The organism is Streptomyces sp. FXJ1.172 (assembly GCF_001636945.3).
In the GTDB taxonomy this organism is placed as follows: Bacteria; Actinomycetota; Actinomycetes; order Streptomycetales; family Streptomycetaceae; genus Streptomyces.
In genome coordinates this window covers 2,800,438-2,817,421 of the sequence record NZ_CP119133.2, presented here as the reverse complement: position 1 = coordinate 2,817,421, position 16,984 = coordinate 2,800,438, and the positions used below count along the sequence as shown (strand labels likewise).

19 protein-coding genes are annotated in these 16,984 nt (G+C 71.5%); 15 read left to right on the top strand and 4 right to left on the bottom strand.

Going from position 1 to position 16,984, the window contains the following annotated elements:
* Positions 1–83 precede the first annotated feature (83 nt).
* From A6P39_RS12430 to A6P39_RS12415, 4 genes are all read right to left on the bottom strand, one after another.
* Positions 84–893 carry a LuxR family transcriptional regulator gene (locus A6P39_RS12430; RefSeq protein WP_159395969.1) on the bottom strand — a complete coding sequence of 270 codons (810 nt, stop codon included), beginning with the start codon at positions 891–893 and terminating at the stop codon, positions 84–86.
* Positions 894–928: 35 nt separating this feature from the next.
* Positions 929–1,633, bottom strand: coding sequence for a hypothetical protein (locus tag A6P39_RS12425; protein ID WP_079133173.1), 705 nt, complete (start codon positions 1,631–1,633; stop codon positions 929–931).
* Positions 1,634–2,301: 668 nt separating this feature from the next.
* A complete protein-coding gene (locus tag A6P39_RS12420) occupies positions 2,302–3,210 on the bottom strand; it encodes a hypothetical protein (RefSeq protein ID WP_234378756.1) in 909 nt (302 codons plus the stop codon).
* Between the two features lie 279 nt (positions 3,211–3,489).
* Positions 3,490–4,266 carry a 4'-phosphopantetheinyl transferase family protein gene (locus A6P39_RS12415; RefSeq protein ID WP_234378755.1) on the bottom strand — a complete coding sequence of 259 codons (777 nt, stop codon included), beginning with the start codon at positions 4,264–4,266 and terminating at the stop codon, positions 3,490–3,492.
* Between the two features lie 306 nt (positions 4,267–4,572).
* Between A6P39_RS12415 and A6P39_RS12410 the strand changes: the two genes are divergently transcribed.
* The 15 genes from A6P39_RS12410 to A6P39_RS12340 all read left to right on the top strand — a co-directional run bounded on the left by A6P39_RS12410 (position 4,573) and on the right by A6P39_RS12340 (position 16,969).
* Positions 4,573–5,517 carry an ACP S-malonyltransferase gene (locus A6P39_RS12410; RefSeq protein WP_067040669.1) on the top strand — a complete coding sequence of 315 codons (945 nt, stop codon included), beginning with the start codon at positions 4,573–4,575 and terminating at the stop codon, positions 5,515–5,517.
* A complete protein-coding gene (locus A6P39_RS12405) occupies positions 5,514–6,278 on the top strand; it encodes an IclR family transcriptional regulator (RefSeq protein WP_067040667.1) in 765 nt (254 codons plus the stop codon). Before A6P39_RS12410 ends, A6P39_RS12405 begins: the two co-directional genes overlap by 4 nt.
* Before the next feature lie 314 nt (positions 6,279–6,592).
* A complete protein-coding gene (locus A6P39_RS12400) occupies positions 6,593–7,363 on the top strand; it encodes a thioesterase II family protein (protein WP_067040665.1) in 771 nt (256 codons plus the stop codon).
* A 153-nt stretch (positions 7,364–7,516) separates the two neighbouring features.
* On the top strand, positions 7,517–7,774 hold the full coding sequence (locus tag A6P39_RS12395; protein WP_067040689.1) for an acyl carrier protein: 258 nt from the start codon (positions 7,517–7,519) through the stop codon (positions 7,772–7,774).
* Between the two features lie 41 nt (positions 7,775–7,815).
* Positions 7,816–9,066: a beta-ketoacyl-[acyl-carrier-protein] synthase family protein gene (locus A6P39_RS12390; protein ID WP_067040663.1), complete on the top strand. Its 1,251-nt coding sequence runs from the start codon at positions 7,816–7,818 to the stop codon at positions 9,064–9,066.
* Positions 9,063–10,196 carry a beta-ketoacyl synthase N-terminal-like domain-containing protein gene (locus A6P39_RS12385; protein ID WP_067040660.1) on the top strand — a complete coding sequence of 378 codons (1,134 nt, stop codon included), beginning with the start codon at positions 9,063–9,065 and terminating at the stop codon, positions 10,194–10,196. The genes A6P39_RS12390 and A6P39_RS12385 overlap by 4 nt, the downstream gene beginning before the upstream one ends.
* Entirely contained in the window at positions 10,193–11,158 is a 966-nt protein-coding gene (locus A6P39_RS12380; RefSeq protein WP_067040657.1) for a beta-ketoacyl synthase N-terminal-like domain-containing protein, read from the top strand. The genes A6P39_RS12385 and A6P39_RS12380 overlap by 4 nt, the downstream gene beginning before the upstream one ends.
* A gap of 5 nt (positions 11,159–11,163) precedes the next feature.
* Complete coding sequence (locus A6P39_RS12375) at positions 11,164–12,051, top strand: alpha/beta fold hydrolase (RefSeq protein ID WP_159395968.1); 888 nt, start codon at positions 11,164–11,166, stop codon at positions 12,049–12,051.
* On the top strand, positions 12,033–13,037 hold the full coding sequence (locus A6P39_RS12370; protein ID WP_067040656.1) for a hypothetical protein: 1,005 nt from the start codon (positions 12,033–12,035) through the stop codon (positions 13,035–13,037). Before A6P39_RS12375 ends, A6P39_RS12370 begins: the two co-directional genes overlap by 19 nt.
* Positions 13,038–13,071: 34 nt before the next feature.
* Positions 13,072–14,160: a beta-ketoacyl synthase N-terminal-like domain-containing protein gene (locus A6P39_RS12365; RefSeq protein ID WP_067040654.1), complete on the top strand. Its 1,089-nt coding sequence runs from the start codon at positions 13,072–13,074 to the stop codon at positions 14,158–14,160.
* Positions 14,161–14,267: 107 nt separating this feature from the next.
* Complete coding sequence (locus A6P39_RS12360; RefSeq protein WP_067040650.1) at positions 14,268–14,543, top strand: acyl carrier protein; 276 nt, start codon at positions 14,268–14,270, stop codon at positions 14,541–14,543.
* Positions 14,540–14,953: a 3-hydroxyacyl-ACP dehydratase FabZ family protein gene (locus A6P39_RS12355; protein ID WP_067040647.1), complete on the top strand. Its 414-nt coding sequence runs from the start codon at positions 14,540–14,542 to the stop codon at positions 14,951–14,953. Before A6P39_RS12360 ends, A6P39_RS12355 begins: the two co-directional genes overlap by 4 nt.
* On the top strand, positions 14,953–15,441 hold the full coding sequence (locus tag A6P39_RS12350) for a 3-hydroxyacyl-ACP dehydratase FabZ family protein (protein ID WP_067040644.1): 489 nt from the start codon (positions 14,953–14,955) through the stop codon (positions 15,439–15,441). Before A6P39_RS12355 ends, A6P39_RS12350 begins: the two co-directional genes overlap by 1 nt.
* 20 nt (positions 15,442–15,461) lie before the next feature.
* Positions 15,462–16,208 (top strand): 3-oxoacyl-[acyl-carrier-protein] reductase, encoded by a 747-nt coding sequence (gene fabG, locus A6P39_RS12345; protein ID WP_067040642.1) that lies wholly within the window; start codon positions 15,462–15,464, stop codon positions 16,206–16,208.
* Between the two features lie 44 nt (positions 16,209–16,252).
* The gene (locus tag A6P39_RS12340) at positions 16,253–16,969 is read left to right on the top strand and encodes a 2-hydroxychromene-2-carboxylate isomerase (protein ID WP_067040640.1); all 717 of its coding nucleotides are present in this window, start codon (positions 16,253–16,255) and stop codon (positions 16,967–16,969) included.
* The last annotated feature ends 15 nt before the right edge of the window (positions 16,970–16,984 follow it).

The window sequence follows — 16,984 nt, the reverse complement described above, 5'->3', positions numbered from 1 at the left end:
CCGCCGCACACGGACGTGCCGGAGGGGCCGGGTGCGACAACACCCGGCCCCTCCTCGGCCCGCGGACCCGGGCCGGCCGCCGGTCAGTCGCCCGACGGCGGCAGCAGGCCCAGCGCCGCCGCGTACACACCGGCCTGGAATCGGGATTCGGCGCCCAGCAGCGTCATGATCTCGGCGACGTACCGCCGGTAGGTGCGCACGGAGAAGCCCAGTTCCCGGGCCGCGACCTCGTCGGTGACGCCGTCGCGCAGCCGTTGCAGGACGAGGCGTACGGTGTCGGTCCTGTCCCGGTCGCCGAAGTGGATGCGCTCGGTCAGGACGGTGGCGTTGCTCCAGACGTTGGAGTAGAGGTTGCGGACGGCCTGCAGCACGGTCGCGGCCCGGATGAGGGAGGCCCGGGACGCCCCCGGGGGACCCACGCTCACGACGGTCGCCGAGCCGTCGACGATGAGGGCGCACAGGGGCGGCATGGGGGTCATCCGTACCTCCCAGTGGTGGCCGGCGAGCGTGACCTGGCGCGCGAACTTCCGGTCCACCGCGGCCGGATCGCACAGGAGCCGGGCCCGCAGCGATCCGCCGCGCGTCTCGAGCGTGGTGCGCAACGCGGCGTAGGTGCCCCGTGAGACCTCCGCGTCGGTGCTCAGTGCCACATCGAGCGCGCACGCGGCCGATTCGACCAGAGACTCGATCGCCGGCACCACCTCCTCCCGTCCCAGTTCTCGTACCAGTGCGTCGCGGGAAAGGCGCCGGCGGTGCTTGACCACCGTGGACTCGATGAGTGCGCGCAGTTCCAGCAGTTCCTGCTCGACTTCGTCATGAGTGCGTCCGTGATGGATTCCTCCGGTGGCTGAAGGACGGCCCGTTTCCTGACCGGAGCTTTTTGGTCCCTGCACAGTACTTTCTCCCCGTAAGTCCCATGCTGTGCGCTTCAGCGCTCCCGTGGCAGCAGCCCCAGTTCGACGCTGCGGACTCCGGCCTGAAACCTGGATTCCGCGCCGATGTTGCGCATGAGCTTTGCGACGTGCCGTCTGTAGGTCCGCAGTGAGACCGCCATGTCGCTCGCCGCCACGGCATCGGTGTGGCCGTCCCTGAGGTACGTCAGGACCCGCCGCATTACATCCGTGCTGAGCCGTTCTCGTATGTGCAGGTGTTCCGGGGTGGGGCACCCGGTGTTCCATATGTTGGCGTAGAGCAGATCGAGTGCCTTGGCCGCGGCCAGGTCCGTGACGAGTGTGGCCGACTCGCTGTTGGAGGACTGGCTGGACCAGGTGACGGCGGTGCTGCCGTCGACGATCAGCGCCTCGTGCAGATCGCCGCCCGAGATCCGTACCTCGGCCCTGCCGATCCGCTGTGCCAGGTCCTTCACCGCCGTTGTGTCGAGCACGTCCGGGGCGCAGAGGAACCGTACGACCACGCCGGCCTGCCCTCGCTCGCCCCTTCTGTCCCATTCGGCCACCGCCGACAGGACCGCGTCGGTTTTCGGACCGCCGTGCAGCAGGGCGATGCTGATCCCGTACCGGGCGCTGCCGATCAGGCGCGCCGCGGTCTCCATGAACGAGCCGCCGTCCTCGCCGAGGATCACCAGGGGCCGTTGGCGCTCCGCGGAACGATGGGTGAGCACGGTGGAGTCCACCAGGGCATAAGCTTCGAGCAGTGCCTTTTCTACGTTGTCCGCCGGAATGCCCGTTCTGACCTGCCGTGTGGCGGGTAACCCAGAAAGGGTTCCGTCTACTCTATGTGACTCTCCAGGTACAGCTAGTAGGTCGATCATCTTTCCCCCGTTTTCATGGAACGAGTCAATCCGGCGGTGCACGGCGACTGCGCGGTGCCTTTTTATTGCTCAGGCGAGCAATTCCGCGGGAGAGACCAGAACGAATTGACGCTAACCTGGCCGAGACTGCCCGGTCAAGCGCTCGCCAGGTCCTCAAACTAACACCTGCGGGCGAGTAGTCGCCTGCCTATTAATTATGTCCGACAATGCACCCGCGGCGGCCCGAGGTGCTGGTCGCGGATTCGCTGGGTGGTTGAACGGTATATAAAACCGGGCGTTCGCTCGATACGGCTCGGGGCCCTATGTCAGCAAGCTGCCATGGAATCTCGCCGGGGAGAATGTTCGTAATTCCGTAGATGTATTGGCGGCGTAGGGGGTGTTCCCCGGCAATTGCTGAATGGTGTGACCGGGCGGAGCGGCAGGGGGATCGCCGATCGCTGACGAGGGGTCACTGGAATGCGGCATGGCAGCTTGCTGAAACGGCCGTCGACCGCGGACCGCGCATCAAGGCCGGCGGGCGGGCGGACGGGTCACCCGGAGGCGGCCGGGCTCGCGTAGGTGCGCACGAGGGCGCGGAGCATGGCGGCGCCGGTGATCAGGGCCGTCACATGGATCGCCGCGGCGACCGCCAGGTTCTCCGGCATCACGGAGTCGGCGGCGCGGCCGGCGACAGCCGTGTACGCGGTGATCGGCAGTTTCCAGGCGCTCCAGGCGAACATGGAGCCGGAGCCCAGCCAGAGCGTCACCGTCGGCAGCCAGCGCGGCAGCCGCGCCGGGCGCCTGTGGACCGTCGCCCAGGCCGCCGAGGAGCCGACGAGCGCCCACATGGCGAACACCGCCACGAGCAGCCGCCAGTCGGCGTTGCGCTCCGACGGTTCCGCGAGCCCCGCGGTGCCGCCGGCCGCCCAGTACAGCCAGCAGGCACTGAGCACGGCTCCCGCGGCGAAGAGCCGGCCGCTCGCCCGGGGGGAGCGGTCCGGTTTCGCGTCCGCGCCGTCGCCGATCCTGCCGCTGAGGGTCTGCGGCCACCGGCGGCGCAGATACGCCGGCAGTGCCACGGCGAGCCCCAGCCCCATTCCCACGAAGCTGATCTGGATCAGCGCCGCCTCCCAGGCGGGGGCGGACGCGCCCTGGTCGTGGTGCGCGGTGCCGGAGCGGCTCTGGCTCACCAACGTGGTGAGCGCCGCGTACGGCAGCATGGAGACCAGGAAACCCGTGCCCAGCCAGCCGCAGAACAGCAGCGGGGCGGCCGGCAGACGCATGCCCCAGGGGCGCACCAGGGCCAGCGCCAGGGCGATACCGATCAGCGCCATTCCGATGGTGACCGTGTTGAGCAGCACCCACTGGGGCAGTCCCATCGTGCCGCCCAGGGGGATCAGCCCGAGAAGGGCTCCGGCCACCCAGGACACCTTGATCAGTAAGTACGGTGTCAACGCCATCGCGGCGCCGTACGCCGCCCCACGGCCGACGCGGTCGAACCGATCCACCGGAAAGCCCCTCTCGTAGATTTCCCGAAGACATCTTCCGGTACAACTCCGGTGCAGAAAGGCCCTGTTGGGGTGATTCCGGCCATACTCCGCAGGTCTCGGACCGGTACGCGGCCGGCCCGGCCGCCGTGGCCCGGATCGCTGCGGTCCGGATCGCTGCGGTCCGGATCGCTGTGGCCCGGATCGCTGTGGCCCCGGTGCGGGGCAATCCCGGGTGCGGGGGAAACCCCCTCACCGCGCGGCCCGGACGGTGACGCCCTCGCCGGCCGTCGCGGGCACCGCCAGGGACGCGACCCAGCCGTGGGGGACCGGCACGTCGGTGACCCGCCAGGTCACCCGGCCCTGGTCGGTGAGGTCGGTGGTCACCTCGACCGGGCCCGGCCGCTCCGGTGCGGTCTCCAGCGCCGTGAGCGAGGCGGTGATGCCGATGCCGACCGCCTTGAGCACGGCCTCCTTCCGGGTCCAGCAGCGCAGGAAGGAACGGGTGCGGCCGGGTTCGGGCGCGGCCAGCACCGTCTGCCGCTCGGCCGGGGTGAGGGCGGCATCGGCCAGTTCCGCCACATGCACGTCACGCAGCGCCTCGACGTCCACCCCGACGGCAGTGGGGGAGACCGCCAGCATGCCGAGGCCCCCGGAGTGGGAGATGCTCAACCGCGGTCCGTCCGGCCGCAGTACGGCGGGCGGACCGTGCTCGGGGCTGCCGCACCCGGGGCAGGGGCGTCGCCCGAGGGGCACGTCGGCGGGTTCACCGCCCAGGATCCCGGCCAGCAGCCGGCGGACGGCCGCCCGGCAGCTGACGTACTCGGCGGCGGCCCGTGCGCCGCGCATCCGCGCCGCGCGGGCGCGTTCGGTCTCTGCGAGCAGCGCCCAGTCGCCGGGATCGGGGCGGTCCGCCGTGATGCGCCAGTACCACAGCGCCGTGGTACCGGCCGTCCCGTCGGTGTCCGTCGCCTCGTCGAGGGAGGTGGTGTGTTCGGTCCATGCGGATTCCGTGGTACCTGCTGGCACGCGGCCACCGTAGACAGGGAGCGCTCCGCAGTGCGGGCGGCGGCAGCGAGCGGACACACCGGTCACGGTGCACGGTGGTCCGGTCGCGTTACGTGGCGGCGGGGCGGGAGACACCGGCCGGCCGGCAAGGGCGCCTGGCAGCTTGCTGACACAGAGGCAACCCGCGCGTGCCGGGCCGGCCCTCCTGCCGCGGTCAGGGGGTTGACACTTTCCTGCACCGGACGTTGTCACCCCGGTACGCGCCTCGTTCGATGAGGACAGAATCCGCACACTCCCCGACGCGGCGGTTCGGAAGGCGAGTTCCCCATGAACGATGTACCGATCGGCCTCGTGTTCCCGGGCCAGGGGACGCAGAGACAAGGAATGGGTGAGCCCTGGCGGGACACTCCGTCCTGGGCGCTGGTGGCCCGGATGTCGGAGGCCGTCGGTGAGGATCTCGAGGAGCTGCTGCTGTGGACCTCAGCCGAACGGCTGCGGCGTACCGATCTCGCCCAGCTCGCCGTGTTCACGGTGTCGTCGGTCGCCCACGCCGAGGCCGTACGGCGGGGAGTCCTCGACCCGGGACCCGTCGCCTGCGCCGGGCACAGCCTGGGCGAGTACACGGCGCTCGCCTGCGCCGGAGTGCTGACCCCGCTGGACGCCGCCGCGCTCGTCGCCGCTCGCGGCCGGGCCATGCGGACCGCGGCCGAGGCGCTGCCGGGCACGATGTACGCGCTGGTGGGCGCGCCGCTCGACGAGGTCGCCGAACTGACCCGGCAGGTACGGGAGTCCGTCGGGGACGCCTGGATCGCCAACGTCAACGCCCCCGGCCAGACCGTGGTGTCCGGCTCACCGCAGGCGATGGCGGCGATCGCCGAACGTTCCCGGTCCATCGGAGCCAAGGCGATCGCCCTGCAGACCGGGGGCGCCTTCCACAGCCCGTACATGGCGCGCGCCGCCGAGGAGTTGCGCATCGCGCTGAAGAACGCCGAGTTCACCGACGGCCGGCTGCCGGTCGTCGCGGGTGTCGACGCCACGGCCTACGCCGGGGACGCCGACTGGCCGGAACTCGCCGTCAGACAGCTGACGTCACCGGTGCTGTGGCAGCGCTGTGTCGCCACCCTGACTGGCCCGCTCGGCTGTCGCCGGCTCGTCGAGATCGGCCCCGGCAAGACCCTGGCCGGCCTGATCCGCCGTATCGCGCCGGACGTCGAGGTGTGGGCGGTGGACGGCCCGGCGGCCCTGGACGCCCTGCCGGGTGCGCGGCCGTGAGCGCCGCCGCCCGGCCGGCTCCGGCCAGTGGGGTCGGCGTCCTGGACAAGGCCTCGATCATTCTGGACCTGATCGAGCAGCGGCCCGTCGGGCTGCCGGAGCTGGTCAGGCGCAGTGGCCTGGCCCGGCCGACCGTGTACCGCCTGGCCGTCGCGCTGGAGCGGCTCGACCTGCTCACCCGGGACGGCCGCGGCTGGTTCGCGCCCGGTCCCCGCATCGAGCGCATGTCGGTGGAGGCCCACCACGACCGGATGGCCCGGGCCGCCGACGGGATCCTGGTGGACCTGAGCGAGCGCACCTCGTTCGACGCCCGGCTGCACCGGCTGCACAAGGACGTCCATGTGTGCGTGGCCTCCTCCCGGGACCCGGTCACCGGCGACGAGACGCTCGCCGTCGGCACCGCCCGGCCGGCCAAGGCCGGACCCATCTGCCAGGTGCTGCTCGCCTGGCAGAACGCCGAGGAACTCTACGAGGGGCTGTGCGGGGCACGCTTCACGGCCCAGCAGCTGGCGCTGGTGCGCAGGACGGGCTGGGCCTTCGGCTTCGACGACGCCCGGGCGGGACACACGGTGTTCGCCGTACCGGTGTGGAACGGCCGCGGCCGGGTGGTGGCCGCGCTGGCGCTCGTGGGGACGCGTGCCCGGCTGTCCGATGTGCCCGGCCGGCTGATCCGGTCCCATGTGATCGACGCGGCGGCCGAGTTGGGGGCGGCGGCACCGGGCGGATGGCAGGCCCGTGCGCTGCGCCACGCGGGCGGATGAGCGCTCCAGCGATCCCGGAAGCCGCCTCTGACACTTTCCTGCACCGCCCGTTGTACCCCTTTGACCTGCGCGCATAGAAAGTTCTCCAGCACCGCGGGACGTCGTCGGCTCAGCCTGGGCCGGATGAGCGCTCCCCCGGGCGTGCATGACGGCCGCCCGGCCGAGCAGTGACGCTTCGCGGTGTGGCCCGGTGGCGGGACGCCCCCGCCCCGCCACCGGAAGCCTTCCCGCCCTCACCGCACCACGTGTCCGGCACCGGGCGGGCCGCAGCGACCGGGCGCGGAGTTACCCCCGGGAAGGCGAAGGAGAGATCGATGGCACTGCCCGCCCCGAGTCCGTCCAGATGGTTCCGCCGGCACCCGGCCACCGGGCCCGTGCGGCTGCGTCTGGTCTGCCTGCCCCACGCGGGCGGCACGGCCACGTTCTTCCGGTCCTGGCAGGGCGCGTTCGGCCCCGGTGTCGAGGTGCTGGCCACCCGCTACCCGGGACGGCAGGAGCGGATCGCCGAAGCGTGTCCCACCAGCCTGGAGCCACTGGCCGACGCCGTCGCCGAGGAACTGACGGCCTTCCTGGACGTGCCGGTGGCCCTGTTCGGCCACAGCATGGGGGCCTCGCTCGCCTACGAGGTCGCCCTGCGCCTGGAAGCCTCGCGACCGGCCGCGGTCGCCGGGCTGTTCGTCTCCGCGCGCGAGGCGCCGCACCTGGTCACCCCGCGCACCGTGCACCTGCTGGACGCCGAGGGCGTCCTCGCGGAGGTGCGCCGGCTCGGCGGCTCCGACGCCGCCCTGCTGGAGGACCCCTCCCTGCGGGAGATCCTGCTGCCGCCGCTGCGGGCCGACTTCCAGATCGCCGGCACCTACCGCGCGGCGGCACCGGTGCCCGTGCGCTGCCCGGTCGCCGCCTACGCCGGGCAGGAGGACACCGGGGCCACCCCCGAGTCCATGCGCCACTGGTCCGAGGTGAGCGCCGGCGCCTTCGACCTCACCGTCATGCCGGGTGGCCATTTCTACCTGATGGCCGAGCGCGATGCCCTCCTGAGTGACATCTCCCGGCGTCTTGGCCGACTTGTCGTGGCAGCTTCCTGAAAATCACTGGGAAGTCAATTCCACGCTTACCAGAATGCTCTGCGGACATACCGAGTAATCCGGCTCGGCCGGTTCTCTTCCGCGCTGTCACCGTATGGGGTGCACGCGTTTTTCCGTACAGATCCCGCACGTGAACGAGAGGTTGTGCTCTTCATGACTGCCATCACTTCCGAGGACGCCGCCAAGGTGAAGGAAATCGTCTGCGAGATCCTCGAGCTGGAGGAGGACGAGGTCACCGGCACCAGCCTCTTCCGCGAGGACCACGACGCCGACTCGCTGCGCGCCATCGAGATCCTGGCCTCCCTGGAGAAGGAGTTCAAGATCGTCATCGAGCAGTCCGAGCTGGCCCGCATGGTCAATCTGCAGGGCGTCTACGACGTCGTCGCCGAGGCCCAGAAGGCCGCTGCCTGACCACGTCCGTTCCATCCGCGCCGAGACCGGCTGGAGATTTGATGACAACCCTTGCGAACAGCGGAACGACCGCCGTGGGCCACCGCGTAGTCCTCACGGGATTCGGCGTCTTCTCCAGCATCGGAGTGGGCGCCGCGGAATTCGCCGAAGGACTGCGCGTGGGACGCAGCGGTGCCAAACCGATCACCGCATTCGACACCGAGGGATTCGCGCACGCCAACGGCTGCGAGATCGTGGACTTCCATCCGGAGAAGTGGATCACCACGCTCGACGCGGCCGAACTCGGCAGGGCCAGCCAGTTCTCCGTCGCGGCGGCACGGATGGCCATCGACGACGCGGGCCTGGACGCCGGGGAACTGCGCGAACAGCGCGGCCTCATCTCGGTCGGCACCACCGACGGGGAGTCCTTCGACCTGGACCACCTGGTGGAGAGCCGCCTCGCGCACGGCCCCGAGCACATGGACTCCACCATCGCCCGGCGCATCCGCGCCGGGCGCCTGTCCGCGGCCGTCGCCCACGAACTGGGGCTGACGGACGTGGAGGCCCTCACCATCCCGACGGCCTGCGCCGCCGGCAACTACGCCATCGGGTACGGCTACGACGCCGTGCGCACCGGCGAGGTCGACTTCGCCCTGTGCGGCGGAGCCGACGCGATGTGCCGCAAGACCTTCGCCGGCTTCTACCGGCTCGGCACCATCGCCCCCGAGCTGTGCCAGCCCTTCGACGCCGACCGCAAGGGCATCCTCACCGGGGAGGGCGCCGGCATCCTCGTACTGGAGAGCCTGGAGTCCGCCCTGGCCCGAGGCGCCCGCATCTACGCCGAGGTCCTCGGCTACGGCCTCAACTGCGACGCGTACCACCAGGTCGCGCCCAACCAGCAGAGCGTCGCCCGCTGCATGGAACTGGCCCTCGAGAACGCCGGCATCGAACCGGACCAGGTGGACCTCATCTCGGCGCACGGCACCGGCACCAAGGCCAACGACGTCACCGAGGCCCGCGCCATCCGCAGCGTCTACGGCGACATGCCCCCGCGCACGGTCTCCATCAAGTCGATGCTCGGTCACACCATGGGCGCCGCCAGCGCCCTGGCCGCCATCGCCTGCTCGCTCGCGATCGTGCACCGCTTCATCCCCCCGACCATCAATCACTTCACCACCGATCCCGAGTGCGAGGTGGACTGCGTGCCGAACGAGGCGGTCGAGGCCGATCTGCGCGTCGTGCAGAACAACGGCCTCGCCTTCGGCGGGAACAACGCCGTCGTCATGCTGGGCAAGTACGAGGAGCAGCGGTGAGCCGCTGGCCGGTGACCGGGGTCGGTGCGGTCGCCAGCATCGGAGCCGACCCGGACGAGGTGTTCGCCGCCCTGTGCGCCGGCCGCAGCGGGCTCGGCACACTCCGCGGCTTCAACCGCGCCTGGTACAACGCCGATCGGCTCTACGAGGTCGACAACCGGCCCGCGCCCGGCGTGGACGTCACCGGCCGTGCCACCGCGCTGCTCACCGAGGCCGTCGGCCAGGCGCTGAGCGACGCGGGACGGGAGGCGGACCTCGGCTCCGTACCTGTCCTGATCGGCACCGGGCTGCGCGAACTGCGCTCACTGGAACTGTGGTGGCGCGACGGACAGTCCTTCGACGCCGCGGGCATGCACTTCGGGACGGCGCTGCGCCGGCGCTTCGGCGCGGACGACACCCACACGATCTCCAACGCCTGCTCGGCGTCCCTGTACGCGCTCGCCCTCGGCTGTGACCTGCTGGAGTTCCAGGACGCCGACACCGTGGTCGTGGCCGGCGTGGATGTCATCACCGAGAGCATGTTCGGCCTGTCGGACCGGCTGCAGCTCGACCCGCCCGACCGGCTGCGCCCCTTCGACCGGGACCGCAAGGGCACCGTCATGGGAGAAGGCGCCGCCGCCGTCGTACTCCAGCGGGAGGCGGCCGGCCGCGGCCCGTACGGCTTCGTCCGAGGCGTCGCCGTCAACTGCGACGCCCACCACCCCACCGCGCCCGATCCGCAGGGCATCGCCCGCGCCATCACGGACGCCCACCACCGGGCCGGGGTCAAGCCGCAGGACGTGGACCTGGTCATGGTGCACGGCACCGGCACCCCCCTGAACGACGCGGCCGAAGCCACCGCGCTCGCCGAGGTGTTCGGCGACCACGTCGGCTCGCCCCTGATGACCGGAGTCAAGTCGATGACCGGGCACACCTCCGGCGCCTCGGGCCTGCTCAGCCTGATCGTGGCGCTGCACGCCATGCGCGAGGGCCGGGTACCGCCGATCGCCGGGCTGTCCGAAGCCGCCCCGGAGACCGAGGGCTTCCAGCTGGTCCGGGACACGGTCGCGGCCGAGGTGAGCCTCGCCCAGATCGACGCCTTCGGATTCGGCGGGATCAACGCCGTCGCGGTCGTGGAGGCGGCGCGATGAGCCTTCCCGTGCGCACCGCGGTCACCGGGGTGGGACTCGCTGTTCCGGGCGCCGCGTCCCCCGAGGACCTGCTCGCTCCCGTCCCGTCCGACGCGGAGCCTGTCTCGCCGGCCGCCCGCATCGGCAAGAAGGGGCTGCGCTACAAGGACCGGGCGACCCAGCTCGCCCTGGCCTGCGCGGACGAGGCCCTGAGGGACGCCGGGCTGCTCGGCCCCGACGGGCTGAACGTCCCCGGCGAGACCGTCGCCGTCCTGGTCGCCTCCAACCACGGCAACGCGGACACCGTCTGCTCGGTGGCGCAGACGATCGCGACGGAGGGCACCACCGCCGGGATCAGTCCGATGGACACACCGAACGCGTCCAGCAACATCGTCGCCTCCACCCTGGCGATCAAGTACGGGCTGCGCGGCCCGAACCTGATGATCTGCAACGGTCCGACATCCGGCATCGACGCCGTGCGCTGGGCCGTCACCGTCATCGGCGCCCGGCGGGCCGACCGCGCCCTCGTCCTCGCCACCGAGCCCGACAACCCCGTGGTGCGCCGGCTGACCGGTGCCGAACGCATCGTGGACGGCGCCGCCGCCCTCGTGGTGGAGAACCAGGCCGCGGCCGCCGTGCGCGGCGCAACCCGCCGCGCCGTCGTAGGCCCCGGACTCCGCGTCCAGGGCGTACAGGAGTGCCTGCGCCGGCTCGCCGAGACGCAAGCGACCACTCCCGGCGCCTTCTTCGGCCCCGGCAAGGGCGCCGTGGAGAGTTCGCCCGTGCTCGGCACGGACACCGCTCGCTACGAACTCACGGATTCCTGGGGAGAGTTGTCCGCCGTGCTCGGTGTGCTGCAGTGCGTCGGCGCTGTCGGCTGGTTCGCCCGCGGCGGCACCGGGCCCGTCTACGCGCTCGCCGGCCAGGACGGCGACGACGCCACCGCCGGCCTCACCCTGCTGCCCCCGGCAGGCACCGGATGATGCCCGTGAACGCCCGCCCCGGGCAGAGCCCGCGGCCCGCGCCGCCGCCCCCCGTCCCCCTGCACGTCGAACGGCGCTCCGGTGCCGATCCGGTCCACACCCGCCTGCTGCTGCTCCACGGCCTGGCCAGCAGCGCGGCCGTGTGGGACGAGACATGGCGCCGGCCGCCGGCCGGTCTGGAGATCTGGACCGCCGAACTGCCCTGGCGCGGCGACCACGTGCGGCCCTGGAGCCACGACACGCAGCAGCCGGACTGGATCGAGGCGGCCCTGGACCTGGTGCCGGGCGGCCCCGACGTGGTGGTCGCACACTCCTTCTCCGCCACCCTCCTGCTGGCCTCGCTCAGCGCACGGGCCGCCGCGGGGGACGACCTCGTGCGCCGGTACGGCCTGCGCGGTGCGGTGTTCGTCGCCCCTTTCTACCGGCGCAGTCCCGACGACTTCCCCTGGGACGCCATGGCGGCGATGCAGGACCAGTTCCTCCACGTCATGGGGGAGGGCATCCGCACCCGCTCGGGCAAGCGGATCCGCCCCGACCTGCGCCGCAACATGACCGAACGGGTCTGCGAGCGCGTCGGTGCCTACGGCTGGCTGCGGTTCTGCGACTCCTATCTGCGCACCCCCTGGCTGCACACCGACCTGATCACGCTCCCCAGCCTGGTCACCTGCGGCAGCGAGGACTTCGCGGTCCGGGAGAGCGAGCTGCTCGCAGCCGACCTGCCGGGCGCACGGCTGCACCTCTTCGAGGGGTGCGGCCACTACCCCATGGCCGAGCGGGCCCAGCAGTTCGCCGACCTGGTCGGCACCTTCCTCGACGACCTGCCGGACGGGCCGGTGCCCCCGGGACCCGCCGCTGATGAGCAAAGGAGCGTTCCATGCCCGACAACTCCGTGAAGTCGCTGCTCAACGAGCCGACCACGGTCGTGCTGAGCCCCGGCTACGAGGGTGCCAACATCGGCACCATCATCGGGTTCAAGCACGTCAACTACCTGGTCGAGAAGGCCGTGATCGAGCACTTCCGGCGCAGCGGGCTGCCGGTCGGGCGGCTGTACGAGCAGCACGGGCTCGGCTTCGACATCACCGGCATCGACTCCCGGCTGCAGACGGCCCTCGTGGTGGACGACCAGGCCTCCCTCGAGGTGGTCCCCACCACCGCGGAGGGCGCCGACACCCTGTCCTTCAAGGTCACCATCACCGTCGAGCGGGACGGCGCCGTCAAGAAGGCGGTCGTCTCCAAGGTCTTGGCACGGCTGCGCAGGGACGACAACGACGTGCGCATGCTGCGCCGGCTGCCCGTGCCGGAAGGCCTGGAGGCCTTCGTCACCGACCGGATCGGCGGCGCCTCACCCGGCCCCGCCGTACCCGAGGCCGACGGCGACACCCTGCTCTCCGGCGGCAGCGCCGAGACCGACGCGGTCCTCGAGCAGCTGCTCGCCGGGCGCAACGCCTACGGCTGGAAGTTCCGCATCCCCTACCCGTACGTCCACTTCTTCGACCGGCTGCAGATGTCCGGCTATCTGCGGCTGATGGAGGAGGCCAAGCACCGCTTCGTGGACGCCCGGGGCATCTCCATCCGCGAGCTGCTCGCGGAGCGGAACTGGATCCCGGCCGTCACCCACTCGCGGGTGACGCTGCTGGACGAGGCCCTCCTGGAGGAGGACCTCTACGTGGTCTACACGGTCGAGGACGTCTTCAAGAACCTCCTCTACACCTCCCGCCTCGACACCTACGTCGTGCGCGACGGCCACCTGGTGCAGACCTCGACCGGGACCATCACCCACGCCTACGGCGTGGTGGAGAACGGCAGCGAGGGACGCCTGGTCACGTTCGACGACCGCGTCCTGGCCGCCCTGGCCGGCAAGACCGCGCCGGCGGCCTGACGAACGCCGTACGAGACGAAGGGGTGATGCGACGGTGAGCGGGACATCCACGGCACGGCGGGGGCCGGTCATCACGGGCTGGTCGGCCGTCTCGCCCTACGGCATCGGGCGCGACGCCTTCGTGACGGGCACCCGTGAGGGGCGGCCCACCGCGACGGCACTGACCCGCGAGGAGTGGGACGGCCCGGACACCCGGGCCCACCTGGTCCCAAACTTCGTGATCAAGGACGTCCTGGGCCGCAAGGGAACCCGGTCGATGGACCGCGTGACCGGCCTGGCCGTCACGGCCGTACGGGAACTGCTCGGCGAGGGCGGCGGCCGACCGGAATCCGGCGACAACGTCGCTCTGGTGCTCGGCACGACCACCGGCAGCGCCCAGAGCATGATGGACATCACGCGCGACACCCTGGTCCACGAGAAGCCGTTCTACATCGACCCCTCCCACATCCCGAACGCGATCATGAACTGCCCGGCCGGGCAGTGCGCCATCTGGTACGGGCTGAAGGGGCCGAACACCACGGTCGCGGCGGGCCGTTCGTCAGGGCTGGCGGCGCTCAACTACGCCCGCCGGCTGCTCGCCTCCGGCCGCGCCCGCACCGTGCTGTGCGGGGCCGCCGAGGAGTATTCGTCGGCACGCTCCTGGCTCGAATGGCACACCCGGCGGCCGGACGAGGGCGACACGGTGCTCGGCGAGGGCTGTGCCGTGCTGCGCCTGCGCCCCGCCGGCACCGTGTCCGAGGGCGAGGGCCTGGCCGAGGTGCTCGCTGTCGAGTCGGGTGTGGCCGGCCCCGAGGGGACCGCCGACGCGCTGGCCGCCACGGTGCGGCGCGCGCTCGGCCGGGCCGCCGCGAGCACGCACGAGGTGTGGGCCGTGTCGGCCTCGGCGCCCGCCGGGCTGCTCGGGCAGCAGGAACAGGCCGGGCTCGACGCCGTCCTCGGCACGCTGCCCGTGCGCCGGCTGACCCAGTCCCTCGGGGACACGGCCGCGGCGACCGGAGCGCTGCAACTGGCGTCGGTGCTCGCCGCGGCCGAGGAGGACCCGCAGGCCCGTGGCCGCGTCGCCGTGGTCACGTCGGCCGACCGCGACGGCGCCCTGGCCTGCGCGGTACTCCGCCTCATGTGACCGAGGCCGGTACTCCGCCTCATGTGGCCGAGGACCGGGCGGGCCGACAGCCCGGCCGCAACCGCTATCGACGAACGATGAACTACGAACGACGAATGGGGATTTCCATGTCCGTAACCCCGCACGAAGCCGCCGCGACCGCGGTGCCGAGTCTGGACGAACTGCGCGGCATCGTCTCGGAAGTCCTCGACGCCGACCCGGAGGACGTCACCGACGACGCCGACTTCGTGGCGGACCTGGAGGTCGACTCCCTGATGGCCCTGGAGGTCGTCGTCGTGCTGGAGAAGCGGTTCGAGGTGAAGTTCACCGAGACCGAGCTGCGCCAGGTGACCTCGCTGCGGCAGGCGCACCAGCTGCTCACCCGGAAGATGCCGCCCCTGTGAGCGGCGGCCTGGGCGTCAGCCCGGTGCGGGCCGCCCCGCAGGTCGTCACCGCGGCGATCGAGGACGGTACGAGCGCCGGCCCGCGGTCCGAGGTGCGCTTCGGCATCGACCCATCCGAGCCGGTGTTCGCCGGTCACTACCCGGACTTTCCCATCTTCCCCGGCGTGTGCGTCGTGGAGTGCGCGCACCGGGCCGCCCTGGCCGCGGCACCCGCCGCCGCAGCCGGACTGAGCCTGGCGGCCCTGGAATCGGCACGGTTCACCGGCCCCGTCTTCCCCGGGGACGTCCTGACCGTCACCGCCGAGTGGACGGCCGTGTCCGGCGGCTGGAAGTACGCGGCGACCGCGTCGACCGAGCGGGGCGAGGCCGCGACGGTCAAGCTGCGCTACCGGGAGGGGAGCACCCCGTGATGGAGGCCCACGAGGTGCGGCGCAGCCTGCCGCACCGCTTCCCGATGCTCCTGGTCGACCGCGTGCTCGAACTCGTGCCGGGCGAGCGGCTGGTCGCGGTGAAGGCGGTCACCTGCAACGAGCCCTGGTACCGGGAACTCGGCGAGGACGCCGCACCGCAGGAGTTCGCCTACCCCCAGTCCCTGCTGGTGGAGTCGTGGGGTCAGGCCGCGGGTCTCCTGGCCGTGCACGGCGCCGGGGAGGCGCTCGCCGGCGGCCAGGTCATGCTCGCGGGCGCGATGTCGGGCGTCACCTTCCACCGCGCCGCGTTCCCGGGTGACGTCCTGGAACACCGTGTGCAGCTCTACCGGGCGCTGAGCGACACGGTGATCTTCGACGGTCACACGACGATCGACGGCGAACCGGCCGTCACCTTCACCCGCATGGTCATGGCGTTCCGGCCCGCCGACCGGTTGCGGCCGCCGGCCGGGGCCACACCCGTTTCGTAGCGCACCGAGGAGAGTCGGTCATGGAGAACAACGAACCCAGGGTCGCCGTGGTCAGCGGCGGATCACGGGGCATCGGGCGCGAGGTGGTGCTGCGCCTGGCACAGGACGGCTTCGACGTCGGCTTCTGCTACCGGTCCGACGAGGAGGCCGCCCGGCGACTGGAGAAGGAGGTCCAGGAGCAGGGCGGCAAGGCGCGCGGGGTCCGGGCCGATGTCGCCGACGGCGCGTCCGTGCGCTCCTTCGTCGAGGAGGTCGAGAACGCCCTCGGCCCCATCGAGGCCGCGGTCACCTCCGCCGGCATCACCCGGGACAACCCGCTGCTGCTGATGCCGGACGAGGACTGGGACGCCGTCCTGCGGACCAACCTCGACGGCGCCTACAACCTGTGCCGCTCGGTCGTCTTCGGGATGATGAAACGCAAGTCGGGAAGCATCGTGAACATCTCCTCGGTGGCCGGGGTATACGGCAACCCCACGCAGAGCAACTACGCCGCCTCCAAGGCGGGGATCATCGGCTTCTCCCGTTCCCTGGCCAAGGAGACCGGGCGCTACGGCATCCGCGCCAACGTGGTCGCCCCGGGCTTCATCGAGACGGACATGACCGCGGCGCTCGGGGAGCAGGTCAGGAAGCGCGCCCTCGACGCCATTGCGCTGCGTCGCCTCGGCCGGGCCGAGGAGGTCGCCGACCTCGTCTCCTACCTGGTCTCCGCCCGCTCCTCGTACGTGACCGGCGCCGTCTTCCAGATCGACGGCGGCATCACCATCTGACCCGCTCCACTCCGACCTACAGAGCAACAGGGGGTAGTTCCGCCATGCCCAGACCCAAGAAGCCGCCGCGCTGGTACTTCTCACTCCGCAGCCCGTACTCCTGGTTCGCCTACCTCGACCTCACCCAGCGGTTCCCGGACGTCGCGGACGCGCTGGAGTGGATCCCGTTCTGGGAGCCCGACGCCACGACGCAGAAGATGCTGGACGAGGCCCGGGTCGAACTGCCCATCGTGGCGATGTCTCGGGCCAAGAACTTCTACATCCTCCAGGACCTCGCCCGTATCTCCAAGGCCCGGGGCCTGACCATGACGGTACCCATCGACAAGGACCCGAACTGGGAGGTGTCCCACCTCGCCTATCTGGCCGCCAAGGAACAGGGCCGGGGAAAGGAGTTCGTGGACGCCGTGTACCGCGCCCGCTGGCAGGAGGGCCGGGACATCACCGCCCCCACGACGATGGCGGAGATCGCGGGGGAACTCGGGCTGCCGGCCGAGCTGCTGGCGACCGCGGCCGACGATCCGCAGCTGCGGAAGCAGGGGTTCGACTGCCTGGTCTCCTCTTACGAGGACGGGCTGTTCGGTGTCCCCTTTTTCATTCACGGACGGGACAAGTTCTTCGGCGTCGACCGGCTGCGGCCGTTCATAGCGGCATTTCAGGGCCGTCCCGGTGAGGACGTCGAAGAAAACTGGCAGGATCATGACGAGCTGCCGCTCTTCGCCCCTCCGGCCGGAGATGCTGGACACGCGGGCGGCTGCGGCTGACCTTCCGGAAACACT

Bases quoted from the DNA above. Each gene is read 5' to 3' on its own strand.
- A6P39_RS12420 (WP_234378756.1), bottom strand. From the start codon at position 3,210: ATGGCGTTGACACCGTACTTACTGATCAAGGTGTCCTGGGTGGCCGGA.
- A6P39_RS12410 (WP_067040669.1), top strand. From the start codon at position 4,573: ATGAACGATGTACCGATCGGCCTCGTGTTCCCGGGCCAGGGGACGCAG.
- A6P39_RS12400 (WP_067040665.1), top strand. From the start codon at position 6,593: ATGGCACTGCCCGCCCCGAGTCCGTCCAGATGGTTCCGCCGGCACCCG.
- A6P39_RS12395 (WP_067040689.1), top strand. From the start codon at position 7,517: ATGACTGCCATCACTTCCGAGGACGCCGCCAAGGTGAAGGAAATCGTC.
- A6P39_RS12390 (WP_067040663.1), top strand. From the start codon at position 7,816: ATGACAACCCTTGCGAACAGCGGAACGACCGCCGTGGGCCACCGCGTA.
- A6P39_RS12380 (WP_067040657.1), top strand. From the start codon at position 10,193: ATGAGCCTTCCCGTGCGCACCGCGGTCACCGGGGTGGGACTCGCTGTT.
- A6P39_RS12370 (WP_067040656.1), top strand. From the start codon at position 12,033: ATGCCCGACAACTCCGTGAAGTCGCTGCTCAACGAGCCGACCACGGTC.
- A6P39_RS12360 (WP_067040650.1), top strand. From the start codon at position 14,268: ATGTCCGTAACCCCGCACGAAGCCGCCGCGACCGCGGTGCCGAGTCTG.
- A6P39_RS12350 (WP_067040644.1), top strand. From the start codon at position 14,953: ATGGAGGCCCACGAGGTGCGGCGCAGCCTGCCGCACCGCTTCCCGATG.
- fabG (WP_067040642.1), top strand. From the start codon at position 15,462: ATGGAGAACAACGAACCCAGGGTCGCCGTGGTCAGCGGCGGATCACGG.
- A6P39_RS12340 (WP_067040640.1), top strand. From the start codon at position 16,253: ATGCCCAGACCCAAGAAGCCGCCGCGCTGGTACTTCTCACTCCGCAGC.